Genomic DNA, 14,480 nt, shown 5'->3' on the forward strand with positions numbered 1-14,480 from the left:
TTCGCGGGTGTCGGGGACGGGAGTCAGTCGTCGGTCGCCGTGGGGTCGACGATGCGGACGCCGAAGTGGGCGCTGAGGGCGGTGCAGGCGCGGCAGGGCGCGGCGAAGCTGCCGTGCAGGGGGTCGCCGTCCTCGCGGATGCGGCGGGCGGTGAGTTTGGCCTGTTTGAGGGCTTTGCGGGCTTCACCGTTGGTCATGGGTTTACGTGCGGCACGTTTGCTGCGGGCGGCGTCGGCGGTGGCGATGTGTCTGGAGATGAGGATGGTCTCGGCGCAGCGGCCGGTGAAGCGGTCGCGCTGGGCGCTGGTGAGGGTGTCGAGGAAGTCCTGCACGAGGGGGTGCAGCGCGGGGGCCTGGTCGCCGCGGGCGGCGGTGCCGGTGAGGGTGGCGCCGCGGACGGAGAGGGCGGCGGCGACGGTGGGGAGTATGCCGTCGCGGCGATGGAGGAGCGCGGGGACATGGCGGCTCTCGGTGCTGCTCCAGCCGATTCTGGGGTCGCCGCTCGCGCCCGTGTGAGGCCCTGGGTGCGGTCCCGTTTGCGTCGCGTTCATGGTCGTCATCCCCTCCCGTGCATCCCCCCGGATCACACAGAGTGCCAAATGGCGTGGCTGGTGCGGAAGCTGGGGCGGTGCGACACGCCCGGGTTTGGGCACGCTGTCACGACGGGGTGACGGCAGGTCACGGAACCGAAGGGGTGGGGACCCGGTGGCGGTGACCGGGTTGGTCGTACCGCATAGGCTGTCGGCACCGCGATGCGCGCGGTCAACGCGTTGGAGACAGTCGAATACGGGCCGTGGCGGATCGATGGTGTCCGTCGCGGGCTCGTACAGAGTGCCGCAGGGGGCAACCGCCATGACGACAGGTCGGCTCGGGCAGCAAGCCGCGCCGCCGAACGCGGCCTATGCCGGGCAGGTCGTGCATTTCCCGGACCCGGTCCGGGCGGCCCGTCACCCCAGAGGAGTACGGGTGGACGAGCGCGGCTACCCCGTCTTCTCGCCGTATGCGCGTGCGGCTGCCGAGATCGCCGATCCGCCGGAGGGCTTCGGCGTCGACGAGTTGCGGTTGACGGACTACGTGTCGGCGAACGCGGCGCTGGCGGCGTCGGGCCACGAGTTGTGGGACACGATTCCCTCGGTGGCGACGCCGCACGGGTGGACGTGGCATCACATGGCCGGGTCGCGGCGGCTGGAGCTGGTTCCGGTCGAGGTGAAGGCCTTGCTGCGGCATCACGGTGGTGTGGCGACGGCGGCGGTCGACCAGCACAAGCGGGGCACGCGGCCGTTGCAGGAGACGCGTCCGGCGCATTTCGGTCTGCCGAAGTCGGCGTTGGCGGTGACGGAGACGCAGGTGCTGGGCGTCGAGGAGGACCTCGGGTACCGGCTGCCGGGCGCGTATCGGTCGTTCCTCAAGGCGGCCGGCGGGTGTGCCCCGGTGGGGACCGCGCTGGACGCGGAGTTGGGCCTGCTGATCGACCAGCCGTTCTTCACCGTGCGGGACGAGGCGGCCGTCAATGACCTGGTCTACGTCAACAAGTGCCTGCGCGACCACCTGACCAAGGATTACCTGGGCGTCGGGTTCGTGCAGGGCGGTCTGCTGGCCGTGAAGGTGAAGGGCGAGCGGATCGGCTCGGTGTGGTTCTGCTCGTACGACGACGCACGCGACGTCGATCCCTCGTGGGCGCCCGCGGAGCGGGTGGAGCGGTTGCTGTTGCCGTGCGGCGAAGACTTCGACGCGTTCCTGTCCCGGCTGGCGGGATCGCCGCCGGAGCTGGAGACGGTGGCGAATCTGATGGTGGACGGCGGCTTCGCGCGGTCCGTTCCGGTGTCCGGGGAGTGAGCTGACCGATGGTGACGTTCGCGCAGGCGCAGGAGCGCGCGGAAGAGTGGATCAACGGTGATGTGCCGGCGTACCAGCATCGTGAGGTGCGGGTACGGGAGTTCGAGCTCGGGTTCGTGGTGTGGGCGGAGGACCGCGCCGACGGGCCGAGTTCGGACGGCGGCAGGCAGCGGCTGGTGATCGCCCGCGACAGCGGCGAGGCCACGCTCTGGCCGTCCCTGCCGGTGGGTGAGGTGATCCGCCGGTACGAGGAGGAGTACGGCGGCCCGGACGGCACCGCCGAGCCGGCACCGGCGCCGGCCGCACCGGCGCGGGTGGACCTGAATCAGACGTCGTTCTTGCTGACACCGCCGGAGTGGTTGCAGGAGGCGGCGGATCAGCTGGGGATCGCGGATCGGCGGGGGGCGTCTGCGGGGGCGTCGGGTTCGAGTTCGGGTGCGGGAGCCGGGTCGTCGACTGCGGGTTCGAGTTCCAGTGCGGGAGCTGGGGCGTCGGGTGCGGGGTCCGGGACGGGTGCGTCTGCGGGTGCGCGGGCGGATCAGGAATCGGCTGCGTCGGCGGCTGCGGCTGCGGCTGGTGGTGCCTCGGATGGTGCTGGTGGCGGAGGCCGTGCGTCGGAGACCGGTGGGGGCGCGGGGGTGCGTGCGGGGGCGCCCAGCGGTCCCAGTGGTGCCGGTGTGCCTGCCGGGGCGACTCCCTGGGCCGGGACGGACACCAACGCGGATGCGGGGGACGACCGTTCGGTGCCGCTGCCCGAGACCGTGTTCGCGCCGCCGCTGAGCGGGGCCGACGACGAGACTTCGCCGCCTACGCCGCCGGACGCCAAGACGGCGTTGATGTCGGGGGGCAGCCAGCTTCCGCCGACGGCGCAGGAGCCGGCGATCGATGACACCGGTGCGCCGGGTGCGCCGCGGGGGAGCATGCCGCCGCCCGCGCCGTCGTACGGCTATCCGCAGGGTCCGGGTGGGCCGCAGGGGAGTATTCCGCCTCCTGCGCCGTCGTACGGCTATCCGCAGGGTCCGGGTGCGCCGGGTGGGCCTGGTGCGCCGTCGTACGGGTATCCCCAGGGGCCGGGTGGTGCTGATGCCGGGACGCCGTCTCCGGGGGCGCCGGGGCGGCCGCTCGCGCCGAACGCCGAGGACATCGCCGACGCGGCGACGAGCAAGGCGGGGCCGCCGCGTGCCGCGCGGGGCGGGGCAGTGCCGCCGCCTCCTCCGCCGGGTGCACCGGGGGCGCCGGGTGCGCGGGCGGGTGGCCCGCCGCCTCCTCCGCCTCCCCCGCCGTCCGGGCCCGGTGCGCCGGGTACGCCGGCGGGCGGGTATGTGCCGACCCAGCTTGTGTCGGCGCTCGGCCCCGACGGTTCCGAGGGGCCGGGCGGCGCGGGTGGCGGCCCGCAGACGCCGGGTGCGCCGAATCCGCCCGGTGCGCCGGGCGCTCCCGGCGGTACTCCTCCGGGCGGCGTCCACCATGCCGCCACGGTGCTTTCCGACCCTGGCCGGATGGGGCCGGGTGCGCCTGGCGCTCCGCAGCCTCCGGGTGCCCCGGGCATGCCAGGCTCTTCCGGCGGCCAGGGTGCCGTACACCACGCGGAGACCGTGCTGTCCGCGCCCCCCGCGGGCGCCCCCGGCCCTCCTCCGCCACCGCCGCAGGTCCCGGGCCCACCGCCGGCCCCCGGCGCCCCCGGCGTTCCGGGCGCCCCCGGCACGGCACCCGGCGCGGGTCAGACACCTCCTGGTGCAGCCCCTCCAGGCCAGGCCCCTCCAGGCCACGTACCCCCCGGCGCCATGCCCCCCGGCCCTGTGCCACCCCCCACGCTCCCCGGGCCGGGTCACCCCATGCCCGGACACACTCCGCCCGGACAGATCGCGCCCGGACAAACCGCGCCCGGACCCCCGCCGCCGAGTCACCCCACGCCCGGACACCCCATGTCCGGCCAACCCACCCCCGGCCAACCCACCCCAGGACACCCCACCCCCGGCCACCCCACCCCAGGCCACCCCACCCCAGCCCAATCCCCACCCCCCGCCCAGCACCCCCCGGCCTACGGCTACCCCCAACCCCCCACCGCCCAGCCCACCGTCGGCCCCGGCTACCAAGCCGTGCTCCGTTACCGCGCGCAGGACGGGTCCGAGCAGCAGTTGATCCGGCGTTCGGCGCCGGGGACGCCGCACCCGGAGTGGCAGATCTTCCATGAGTTGCGGGCGATGAACATCCCGCCGGACAAGGTGCTGGAGCTGCACACGGAGCTGGAGTCGTGTGAGCTGCCGGGTGCGTACTGTGCGCGGATGATCCGGGAGCAGTGGCCGCAGGCGCGGATCACGAGCATCGCGCCGTACGGCACGGATCACGCGAGCCGGCAGCAGGGCATGCAGCAACTCCTTGCTCACCAGGGCGAGTTGCACCAGGTTGCCGACGGACCCGCGCGCCCCGCCCCCGTACGGGCGCCGCTTCCGCAGGTGCAGTCGGCGCCGCCGATTCCCCCGGAAGGGATCGCACAGGAGCTGGCGGGTGCGTTCGGACCGGGGATCTTCCGGTTCGAGGAGGCCGCGGTGTCCCGGCAGGGCGTGCCGCCGGTCGTGGCGCACTCGCTGGTGATGGCGGGGCTGCCGACGGACATGGGCCCGTTCTTCTGGGCGCAGGCCCAGCCGGGGCGGCCGGTGCCGACGCTGGCGGAGCTGGCGGCCGAGCGCGGGGTGCAGCCGGCGCCGGACGCGGGCTCGTACCTCGTCATGGGCAGCGACTTCGGCAAGGCGATCTGCGTGCAGTACGGGACGGCGAACATCGTCGCCGTCCCCGTGGAGGCGGGGCCGGGCGGTACGTCCGTACCGCCGCAGTTCGTGAACACGGGGCTGCCCGAGTTCCAGCGGTGCCTGGCGCTGCTCGGCCGGATGTGGCGGCTGCGGTTCGGGCTGAACCAGGAGCAGGCCGGCCGCTGGACGGTCGACTTCCAGGCGCAGCTGGCCTCGCTCGACCCGGCGGCGCTGGGTTCGCCGGAGAGCTGGTGGTCGGTGCTGCTGGAGGAGATGTGGGACGGGTTGCTCTGACACGCGGCTGACGTCGCGGCTGACGTCGTACGAAGATCCTCCGCGGGGGCCGGTCACCACCGGCCCCCGCGCTCTGTCTTGCGGCCGTGACCTCTGCGCGGAGTGTCGCGTTATGAACACTTCCGTCCGATCCAGCAGGATGTGCGCAAAATCAGTTGTATTTGATGCCACGACTGATGACGTCACGTCTGATGGAGAGGAGCCCCAGGATGAGCAGCGCAGCGGTGTCGCCACATGGCTTCGTGGCCGTACGGGGGCGCGGCTACCGTCCCGCAGCGGCCGACGCGTATGTCGAAGCGCTCTCCCAGGACCGGGACGCCGCCTGGGAGCGCGCGGCGCGTCTGACCGTGCTCGCCAAGGACATGGAGGCGGAGCTCGTACAGCTGCGCGAGACCGTGGCGCAGCTCGTCCCGCAGACGTACGAGGCGCTCGGGGAGCGCGCGCAGCGTGTGTTCCGGCTCGCGGAGGAGGAGGCCGCCGCCGTACGGGAGGCCGCGCGGCAGGAGGCGCAGCGCTGTGCGAAAGAGGCGCACGTGTACGCGACCAGCGCGCAGGCCGCGGCGCAGGCGGACGCGGACGTCGTACGCGCCGATGCCCTGGAACTCGCCCGCCAGGCCTTCGTCGTCGCGCGCGCCGAGGCCGACGAGATCCGTATCGCGGCCCGGCGCGAGGTGAAGGACAGCCGTACCGAGTCCCTCGCCGCGCTGCGGGAGATGCGGCAACGCGTCTCCGCGCTGCTGGCCGACCAGGCGAAGGAGCACGCCCAGCGGTGGGCGGAGGCGGAGCGCGAGGAGGACGAAGCCATTGCCGCGCTGGACGCGGCTTGCGCCGAACGGGCCGCGCGTGCCGAGGCCGCGCTCGCCGACGCCAAGCAGGCCTACGCCGACGCCGAGGGCTCGATCGAGCGGCTCCAGGAAGAGGCGGACGCGCGGGCGGCCGAGGTGCTCGCCGAGGCACGGTCGCGCCGGGAACAGATCGCCCGCGAGACCGAGCGCGTGCTGCGTGAGCACGGGGAGCGGTGGGACCAGGTCCGCGCCCACATCGACCGCGTACGCAGCAGCCTGACGGCGTTGAAGGCGCGTGCGACGGCGGAGTGAGAACAGCGCCGATCCGCTGCTCTCATTCGCCCCGCTCCCCCCGCCCTGTTCCCCCCTCTCACTCGCCCCTGCGCACCGCCCCCGCCAGAATCGACCCCTCCACCGCCTCGTACTGCCGCCGCTGTTCCTCCGCCTTCCGCCGCCCGGAGATCATCGTCCCCAGCCATCCGAAGGCGAAGCCCGCCGGGATGGACACCAGGCCGGTGGTGGTGAACGGGAACCAGTTGAAGTCGGCCTCCGGGAACGCCGAGAACGGTGACCCGGAGACCAGGTTCGTGCCCGGCATCAGCAGCAGCACGACCACCGAGCCGCCGATCAGAGTCGACAGCAGACCGGCCCGCGTGTACCGGCGCCAGAAGAGGCTGTAGACGAGGGCGGGGGCGATGGCGGAGGCGGCGAGGCAGAAGGACAGGGTCACCAGGGGTTGCAGACTGCGGTGCTGGACCAGCGTGGCGAGCAGGATCGCCGGGACGCCGACCGCCAGCGCGGAGAGGCGGGCCAGCAGCATCTCGCGGCGTGGCGACAGTTCCTGGACGCGGGCCGCGAAGACGTCGTGGGCCAGGGAGTTGGCGCAGGCGAGGATCATGCCGGCGACGGAGGCGAGCACGGTGAGGAAGATTGCCGTGGTGACCGCCGTGAACAGGAAAGTCTCCACCGTGGACATCTCCGCCCCGAACACCGCCCGCGAGCCCAGCAGATACGCCGAGTTGCCCTGCGGATCGGCCTGCACGATCGCCTCGCGCCCGATCAGCGCCGCCGCGCCGAACCCGACGACCGTGATGACCAGCACGAACAGCACCACCGACGACACCGCCCAGGACATCGAGCGCCGCACCTGAGGCGCGCTGGACGCGGTGTACATACGCATCGTGACGTGCGGCAGACACGCCCCGCCCAGCACCACCGCGAACTGGGCGGTCAGCATGTCCAGTTGAGGATGCGGCCCGCCGGAGAACTGCAGCCCCGACTCAAGGAACGCCGACCCCACCCCGCTCTGCGCCGCCGCCGCGTCGAACAGCGCGCCCGCGTCCCAGTCGAACCGGTTCAGCACCAGTACGGCGACCACGCCTCCCGAACCGAGCAGCATCACGATCTTCAGGATCTGGATGAGAGCCGTACCCTTCATCCCGCCGATCGCCGCGTAGCTGATCATCAGCGCGCCCAGCCCGATGATGCAGCCGGTCTTCAGGGCCGAGCCCGAGAACCCCAGGATGTACGCCATCAACTGCCCGGTCCCCGCCAGCTGCACCAGCATCAGCGGCAGCAGCGCCGCGATGGTCACCGCGCACGCCGTCATGCGCACGCGCCGCCCCGGCATACGGCGGGCCAGCGCGTCCCCCATGGTGAACCGGCCCGCGTTGCGCAGCGGTTCGGCCAGCAGGAACATCAGCAGCATCAGCGACAGCGCGGTGCTCAGCGCCAGCACGATGCCGTCGTAGCCGTACAGCGCGATCACCCCGCCGGTGCCCAGCACGGTCGCCGCGGAGACGTAGTCCCCGGCGATCGCCAGCCCATTGCGCATGGGTGACAGGGAGTTGTAGCCAGTGTAGAACTCGTCGAGGTCGTCGCGGTCGGGCCCCGTCATCACACACAGCAGCAGCGTGATGGTCACCACGGTGGAGAACGCCACGAGCGACATGGAGCTGTTGCCGAAGTCGGTACTCATCGCTCCCCCTCCCTCCCCTCCCGCTTGGCGTCCAGCGCGGCCTCCTTGCGGATGCGGTCGGCGAGCGGGTCGACATGGCGGCGGGCCGTGTACTCGTACAGCGCGATCGCCAGCCAGGTGACCGGCAGCTGAAGCAGCGCGAGCAGCAGACCGGCGGGCAGTCCGTCGGTGACGGTGCTCGTCATGAACCCCGGCGCGAACGCCGACAGGATCAGGAACAGCGTGAAGTAGCCGAGCGCGGCGAGCGTGGCCACCCGCCGCTGCCAGCGGTAGGCGGTGCGCAGGATCCGCAGATCCCGGTGGTGCCCCAACGGCGGCCGGTCCGGCACCCGCCGGGCGGCGGGCGGTTCGGGTGGGGGTGGTGGCGCCCAGGGGTAGGCGTAGGGGTCGTAGGACATCCCGGTGTTCCTTGCGTGGCTCGGGCCCGCTGGGTGACGGACCGCAGGGAGGTGTGGGGGGCGGGCGGAGTGCGCACGCTACTCGCTGGTATCCGGGATGGTCGAGGGTTTCACCAAACTGATTGGTCGGTACGCGCTTCCTTCGCTGACCTGGGCTGTTACCCGCATTAACTCAGACTTTTTACGATTACTTGACGTGAACGAGCGCTACGGAAACGGGTACGTCGGGCTGATCGTCGAGCCGCGCCCGGAAGGTCACCCGGTGATCGACGCGCCGCCGCACGGAACTCCCGGCGACGAGAGTGAAGCGAACCGCGACCCTCCCGCGCCCCGGCACCCGCACCCGGCCCGAGCCACTGTCTGCCCGCACCGACCAGCCACCGTCCCCACGCCCCGTGACCGTCACCCACCGAGCCGCCGCACCGAAGTTGTAGACGTCGACGACCATGCGCGTACGCCGACCCAGCCGATACCCGTACGGCGGCGGCGCGTCCCCGTTGTCCTTGCCGGGGGCGCCGTTGCGGGCGGCGTAGCGCTGGCTGAGGACGATGTGCTCGGCGGGGGAGGGGAGACGGCGGCGCGGAGGCGTGCCGCGAGGTACGAAGTCCGCACGCGAAACGACGTAGACGGGATCGGGCGAGGCGGTCACGGTCCCGGAGATCCGGCGCCCCATGATGTCGTACGCCACACCCGGCAGATCGAGCCGCCGCAAGCCCCGCTTCGCGGACCATGCGACCGTCACCAGCTCCCCCCGCCCGCTGTCGAAGACGAACGCCCGGACCCCGTCCGCCAGTTGCCGGGCCGTCACGAACCGTGCCGCCCCCAGCAGCGAAGTCAGCGCGGCGAAGGCGCTGTACGCGGGCAGCGGGGCGAACTCCCGGTCGAGCAGCCCGAAGTACACGCCGTCGTCGTGCAGCGGCGGCCCGGCGAACCAGAACTGCTTGGCGTTCCCCGCGGCCAGCCCCTCCACCATGGACTTCACCAGATACCGCGCCTGTACGGCTTCCTGCGCGGGCGTCAGATCGCGGGGCGTCATCTGGAACGCCCCGCACTCCGTCATCCACAGCGGTACGTCCGCCCCGTGCACCCGCGCGAGCGCGTGCTGCTCGTCCGCCGCGCCGGGGAACTGCGGCTCGCCCGGCGCGGTGGGGTCGGGGTAGCCGTGGAAGGCCCAAACATCGGCGTACCGGACGACGTCGTTCGCCAGCATCAGGTCCTGGAAGGGGCCCGCCTGCGCGATACCCGGCAGAACGACGAGCGGCGGCGCGTCGGACGCGTCCTTGACACCGAGCGCGGCCGCCTTCACGAACGCGGCATGGGCGTCACCGGTGCTGCGGGTGGTGTCGACGTCGGGTTCGTTGGAGAGCTGGAGCGCCTCGGGCCCGGCTTGGGCGAGGCGGCGGGCGTAGCGATAGGCGTGCCGCAGGTCGGCGGGCAGCGGCAGTGAGGCGTCGGTCATCGCCCACTCGGGGGCGGGGGAGAGGGCGTCGAGGACGGCGAGGTCATGGGCGCGCAGGGTGCGGATCGCGCGGTCGTGGTGGGCGGTGTCGTACGTGCCCGGGGCGGGCTCGGCGACGGGCCAGGACTGTCCGTCGCGAACCCATCCCGCGCCCATGTCCCTCACCGCGGCGGCGAATTCGGGCAGGCGGGACGGGGGGACCAGGGAGGAGTGCCAGATATTGACACCGAAGCGGCTGGCGGTGCCGCTGGGCGCGGGGCGGGCGGGGAGACGGGCGAAGGCGCCGGTGACGTTGTCGGCGTGGACGCGGTAGTGGCCGGGTGGGAGGCCGTGCGGCAGGGCGACGGTCACGGTGGTCCGGCCGACGGGGATGGCGGCGTCTCCGTCGGCGACGCGGTGGCCGTCGTAGTCGGTGACGGTGTAGTGGACGGCGTGCGGGCGGGTCGCGTGCCCGTCGAGGATCAGGTGCAGGTGAGCCGGCTCGCCGTCGCGGTGGCGGGGGACGGTGAGCCGGTGCAGGGCGGGGTGGCGGTGGAGGAGGCGGAGGGTGAGGTGGTCGAGGGAGAGGGCGTAGGCGGTGGTGGTGTCGAGGACGGCGGGTTCGCGGACGCGGAGGGTCAACGTGTTGTCACCGCACCGGAGTTCGACACGGCCGAGGTCGAGTAGGGAGAGGTCACCCCAGGCGGGCTCCGAGTCGTCGTACCAGTGCGGCTGGGAGCGGGCGAGGTCGGTGAATGGGCTGTTGTTGACGGCCAGTTGGAGGTACGAGGCGACGGCCTCGGTGTGCGGGGTCTCGGCGGGCGCGGTGGCGACGGCGGTGAGGGCGTAGACGCCGGCGTGGGGGACTTCCAGGCGGTACGTGGCGAACCACCCGTATGCGGAGGGCGGTTCCTCGGAGGTGAGCAGGGCGAGGTAGCGCCCGCCGGATGCACGCCGGTCCCGCACGACGGGGATGTTCGTGCGCACCGGGGACTCTCCCGGCACCGTGACAGTGACAGTGACAGTGGCGGTGCGTGGAGCGGCTTGCGCGGAGGGAACACCCGCCGCCACCGCGACCCCGAGCCCCGCTGCAAGTGCCGTACGCCTGTTTAAGTCCATGCCTCCAGCAGACGCGGACGGGGTGGTGCCGGGCGTCGTTCGGGAGGACGGCGGGACCCTGAAGGTGGCGTCCGGGGTGGGGGGTTACTTCCCTAGGGGAACTGTGCGGTTGCCGACCGGGGGATGTGAGCCTGAGCCCTTGTCAGTACGTGACCGGAGGGAGCGCCCTTTACTCGGGTCGCGGAAGCACGACACTGGCCAGGAAGCGGGCGGCCCCACGGTCACTTGGCGAGAGACGTCACGAATGCCGACCAGGCGGAGGCCGAGAAGAGGAGAGCCGGGCCGGTGGGGGTCTTGCTGTCGCGGACGGGGACGTGTGCGGGGCGGGCGGTGTCGTTCACTTCGAGGCACGAGTCGCTGCTGCCGCCGCTGTAGCTGGACTTGCGCCAGGCGGTCAGCGCCGAGGCGTCAGGGATGGTGTACTCGCTGCGCTTCATGCTCGTAATCCTCCGCGACGGACCGGAGCAGGTCCAGGGACTTACGGTGCGACAAGGCGTCGCCCAGAGCAAGATCGTAGATCTCCTGGCACTCGCGCACTACGGACGGAAGTTCCAGGAGCCGCCCGCTGTTCACGCCTTCCGAGTACGCGATGGGCGGCAACTCCTCGAACCACATGAGGGAGAGGAAGCCTGCTTGCAGAGGGTGTGCCCCCACGGAGTAGGGAAGCACGTGCAAGCGAATGCGACGGCTCTCAGCCAACTGCGCGATGTGACAGAGCTGTTCGCACATCACTGTGGGCCCGCCCACGACGCGTCGCAGAACCGCCTCGTCGAGGAGCGCCCAGACCTCGGGGGCGTGGAAGTCGTCGAGGATGCGGGCCCGTTCGAGGCGTGTGACGAGGAGCTTGTCACGCTCCTCGTCGCTCTTGCGCGGGTAGCCGCAGCTGAGAACCTCGTAGGCGTACGGCTGAGTCTGCAAGATGCCGGGCACCAGACTCGGTGCGTACTCCTTGATCACCGTCGCCTGGTCCTCGAACTCCAGCGCCTCCTTGAAGTGTTCCGCCACCTCCCGCCCGTCCAGCGTCGGGAGGAAGTTCTCGAAGAACCCGTCACCACCCAGCACTTGATCGAGTCGCCGCGCATCCTCCACATACGGCCTGCGCCGCCCACCCTCGATATGCGCAATGTGCGTGCGCGACATCACCGCACGCTGGCTCAGTTCCTCCTGCGTGAGCCCCGCCGCCTCACGCCTCCGCTTCAGCTCCTGCCCGTACTGCTCCCTCGACCGCGGATTGTCCTCGATCGCCACCTGTTCACAACCCCCTCCGTGCGGACCCCGTTGTCACGCTCAGCTACCTTCCGAGCGTACCCACGGTGACGTCACTCTGTGCAGGCAACAACACGCAAAGTGAAGGGCGTTGGCATGGAGCAGTGGGACGAGGAGAAGGAGAAGGGGCTCATCGGGGCGTCGATGACGTTGCGGGTGTCCCGGGACGGTGGGCGGACATGGGGGCCGGAAGTGACGTATCAGCCGTCCCGGAAGGATGCCCCAATTGACCTCGCGGGACGGTTTCCGCCCTGTCAGTGCCCGAGATGTGAGCGGCGATAGCGGATGCCGGATCGGTCGTCGATGGTGATGTCTTCTACGGCGGTGAAGGCGTTCCGTTCCAGGACGGCCCGGGAGGCTCGGTTGTCCAGGGTGGTGACGGCGATCAGAGATGTCAGGCCGTACGTCGTACCGGCGATCCGGCACGCCTCGGCGACCGCCTTTGTCGCGACGCCCTTGCCTGTCGCGTGTTCGCCGACGCGGTAGCCGAGTTCCGCCGAGCCGTCCTCGATGTCGATCAGATTGACGCGCCCGATCAGACGCCCTTCGTCATCGACGATGACGTGGAAGTGGCAGGCTCCGGCGTCCTGTTCGGCGAGTCGCGCCTCGTGCACGGCGGCGAAGTCGGCGAAGTAGGCGTCCCCGCGGTCCGGTATCGAGCGGGCGAAGTACTCCCTGTTCTCCCGCTCGAACGCGAGCAGCACGCGCGCGTGGTCAGCGTGCAGCCGTTCCAGCCTCACCATGAGCCACCTTTCAGTTCAGTCTTTGAGTACGGGGAAACGCCTCGGCGCCATCACCAACAGCACCACGAACGCCAGCGCCGCCGCCCCCGCCGCCCCCAAGTACACCGCGTGCACGGCGTCCGCGATCGCCCGCCGTACCGACTCCGACGCGGCGCCCGCGTCCAGCGCACTTGTCACCGAGTCCAGGTCGCTCGCGCCGCCCAGCCGTGCTGCCAGGACGCTGTTGGCCACCGCGCCGAAGACCGCCGCGCCGATCGTCTGGCCGGTCTGGCGGCAGAAGAGGACCGAGGCGGTCGTCGTGCCGCGTTCCTCCCAGCCGACCGTCGATTGCACGCCTACGAGCAGCGGGAGTTGGAAGAGGCCGAGGGCCGCTCCCAACAGCAGCATCAGCAGGGCCGGTTGCCATGCCTGGCCCGGGTAGGGGAGGAAGGGGAACGCCAGTAGGAGCAATGACGCCGATCCCACTCCCAGCATCGCCGTGTTGCGGAAGCCGATGCGCCGGTACACGTGCTGGCTGCATGCCGCCGAGATCGGCCAGCTCAGGGTCCAGACGGACAGGACGAAGCCGGCTGCTACAGGGGCCAGGCCGAGGACTGATTGGGCGTACGTCGGCAGGAACACCGTCGGTGCCACCATCAGCAGGCCGAGCGCGCCCAGCGCCAGGTTCACCGCCGCGATCGTGCGGCGCCGCCATACCCACCCGGGGATGATCGGTTCGCGGGCTCTCCGCTCGACGATCACCACGACCGCTACGAGCGCGAGTCCCGTACCGAACAACGCCAGGGACGGCGGCGACAGCCAGGGCCACGCCACCCCGCCCTGCACCAGCGCCGTCAGCAGCACGCCGCCGCAGGCGAACACCGCGAGCGCGCCTGCCCAGTCGACACGCACGCGTGCGGCCCGTTCGCGCTCGGGTTCGTGCAGGTACCGGACGATCAGCCACAGCGCGACCGCCCCTATCGGCAGGTTGATCAGGAAGATCCAGCGCCAGTCCGCGTACGCCGCCAGGATTCCGCCGATACCCGGTCCCGCGACCGCCGACACCGCCCACACCGTCGACAGCTTGGACTGGATCTTCGGGCGTTCCTTCAGTGGGTACATGTCGGCTGCCAGCGTCTGGACCGTGCCCTGGAGGGCCCCGCCGCCCAAGCCCTGCACGATCCGGAACGCGATCAGCGCCCCCATGTTCCAGGCCACCGCACACAGCAGGGAGCCGAGCAGGAAGACCACCGCGCCCGCGATCAGTACCGGTTTGCGGCCGAAGGTGTCGGAGAGCTTGCCGTACAAGGGGAGGGTGACTGTCACGGCCAGTAGGTAGCCGGAGAAGAGCCAGGAGAAGACGGAGAAGCCGCCGAGGTCGCCGACGATCTGCGGTACGGCCGTGGAGACGATGGTGGAGTCGAGGGCCGCCAGCGCCATCGCGAGCATGAGGGCCGCTACGACGGCTCCCCGCTTCTCGGTTCCGGTGCGCTGTGCGGTGTCGGGTATCGCGGGTCTCGTACTGCCCACCGGGCTTCCTTCCCCATACATTCCCCTTGCATCTATCTTCCGCGCGCCAGCATCCCACTTGAGCCTCACGTCGCGGGAGGGTGGAGGCTGAGTGCGTCCGAGGGTGGAGGTAACCCCGAGGCGCGCTCCACCGAAGGGTGGACTGCCCCTAGGGGTCCCTCCGTACTAGGGCTCGGGGAGGGTTCGTACCCCTGGAGGACGTGACGGGTACGGGGTCGTCCTTAACCTGGCCTTACGCCGAGGGGGGCGCCGTACCGAACCCGCGGGGGTGGGGTTTTCCCCAGGAAAAGACGGGGTCGGGCACCAGCGCGCAGGACCCTCTGCCGCGACCAGACTCATGGGCGTACCGAGTACCGAGTCTCAC

At 71.4% G+C, this 14,480-nt stretch carries 11 protein-coding genes; 3 read left to right on the top strand and 8 right to left on the bottom strand.

The features are described 5' to 3' along the window. Positions 1–23: 23 nt before the first annotated feature. Positions 24–560, bottom strand: coding sequence for a YwqJ-related putative deaminase (locus tag OG828_RS29290; protein ID WP_328363174.1), 537 nt, complete (start codon positions 558–560; stop codon positions 24–26). 292 nt (positions 561–852) lie between these two features. On the opposite strand from OG828_RS29290, the gene OG828_RS29295 reads away from it, so the two are divergent. The 3 genes from OG828_RS29295 to OG828_RS29305 all read left to right on the top strand — a co-directional run bounded on the left by OG828_RS29295 (position 853) and on the right by OG828_RS29305 (position 5,977). Further along, positions 853–1,836 carry an SMI1/KNR4 family protein gene (locus OG828_RS29295; protein WP_328502818.1) on the top strand — a complete coding sequence of 328 codons (984 nt, stop codon included), beginning with the start codon at positions 853–855 and terminating at the stop codon, positions 1,834–1,836. Positions 1,837–1,844: 8 nt separating this feature from the next. Then, positions 1,845–4,880 (top strand): SUKH-4 family immunity protein, encoded by a 3,036-nt coding sequence (locus OG828_RS29300; RefSeq protein WP_328502819.1) that lies wholly within the window; start codon positions 1,845–1,847, stop codon positions 4,878–4,880. Between the two features lie 209 nt (positions 4,881–5,089). Further along, a complete protein-coding gene (locus OG828_RS29305; protein WP_328363181.1) occupies positions 5,090–5,977 on the top strand; it encodes a cellulose-binding protein in 888 nt (295 codons plus the stop codon). A 58-nt stretch (positions 5,978–6,035) separates the two neighbouring features. Here the strand turns inward: OG828_RS29305 and OG828_RS29310 are convergent, their stop codons facing one another. From OG828_RS29310 to OG828_RS29340, 7 genes are all read right to left on the bottom strand, one after another. Then, complete coding sequence (locus OG828_RS29310) at positions 6,036–7,643, bottom strand: sodium/solute symporter (RefSeq protein WP_328502820.1); 1,608 nt, start codon at positions 7,641–7,643, stop codon at positions 6,036–6,038. Continuing rightward, positions 7,640–8,041: a DUF485 domain-containing protein gene (locus OG828_RS29315; protein ID WP_328363185.1), complete on the bottom strand. Its 402-nt coding sequence runs from the start codon at positions 8,039–8,041 to the stop codon at positions 7,640–7,642. The genes OG828_RS29310 and OG828_RS29315 overlap by 4 nt, the downstream gene beginning before the upstream one ends. 187 nt (positions 8,042–8,228) lie before the next feature. Beyond that, positions 8,229–10,466 carry a hypothetical protein gene (locus OG828_RS29320; protein ID WP_328502821.1) on the bottom strand — a complete coding sequence of 746 codons (2,238 nt, stop codon included), beginning with the start codon at positions 10,464–10,466 and terminating at the stop codon, positions 8,229–8,231. 353 nt (positions 10,467–10,819) lie between these two features. Next, on the bottom strand, positions 10,820–11,035 hold the full coding sequence (locus OG828_RS29325) for a DUF397 domain-containing protein (RefSeq protein ID WP_328502822.1): 216 nt from the start codon (positions 11,033–11,035) through the stop codon (positions 10,820–10,822). After that, entirely contained in the window at positions 11,007–11,846 is an 840-nt protein-coding gene (locus OG828_RS29330; protein ID WP_328502823.1) for a helix-turn-helix domain-containing protein, read from the bottom strand. The genes OG828_RS29325 and OG828_RS29330 overlap by 29 nt, the downstream gene beginning before the upstream one ends. 272 nt (positions 11,847–12,118) lie before the next feature. Next, positions 12,119–12,607, bottom strand: coding sequence for a GNAT family N-acetyltransferase (locus OG828_RS29335; RefSeq protein WP_328502824.1), 489 nt, complete (start codon positions 12,605–12,607; stop codon positions 12,119–12,121). Between the two features lie 15 nt (positions 12,608–12,622). Beyond that, positions 12,623–14,116, bottom strand: a complete 1,494-nt coding sequence (locus OG828_RS29340; RefSeq protein ID WP_328502825.1) for an MFS transporter — start codon at positions 14,114–14,116, stop codon at positions 12,623–12,625. Between the last annotated feature and the right edge of the window lie 364 nt (positions 14,117–14,480).

It is taken from the genome of Streptomyces sp. NBC_00457, assembly GCF_036014015.1.
Lineage (GTDB): Bacteria > Actinomycetota > Actinomycetes > Streptomycetales > Streptomycetaceae > Streptomyces.

Excerpts from the sequence above, each read along its gene's own strand:
- OG828_RS29290 (WP_328363174.1), bottom strand. The coding sequence starts at position 560 with ATGACGACCATGAACGCGACGCAAACGGGACCGCACCCAGGGCCTCAC.
- OG828_RS29295 (WP_328502818.1), top strand. The coding sequence starts at position 853 with ATGACGACAGGTCGGCTCGGGCAGCAAGCCGCGCCGCCGAACGCGGCC.
- OG828_RS29300 (WP_328502819.1), top strand. The coding sequence starts at position 1,845 with ATGGTGACGTTCGCGCAGGCGCAGGAGCGCGCGGAAGAGTGGATCAAC.
- OG828_RS29305 (WP_328363181.1), top strand. The coding sequence starts at position 5,090 with ATGAGCAGCGCAGCGGTGTCGCCACATGGCTTCGTGGCCGTACGGGGG.
- OG828_RS29310 (WP_328502820.1), bottom strand. The coding sequence starts at position 7,643 with ATGAGTACCGACTTCGGCAACAGCTCCATGTCGCTCGTGGCGTTCTCC.
- OG828_RS29315 (WP_328363185.1), bottom strand. The coding sequence starts at position 8,041 with ATGTCCTACGACCCCTACGCCTACCCCTGGGCGCCACCACCCCCACCC.
- OG828_RS29325 (WP_328502822.1), bottom strand. The coding sequence starts at position 11,035 with ATGAAGCGCAGCGAGTACACCATCCCTGACGCCTCGGCGCTGACCGCC.
- OG828_RS29335 (WP_328502824.1), bottom strand. The coding sequence starts at position 12,607 with ATGGTGAGGCTGGAACGGCTGCACGCTGACCACGCGCGCGTGCTGCTC.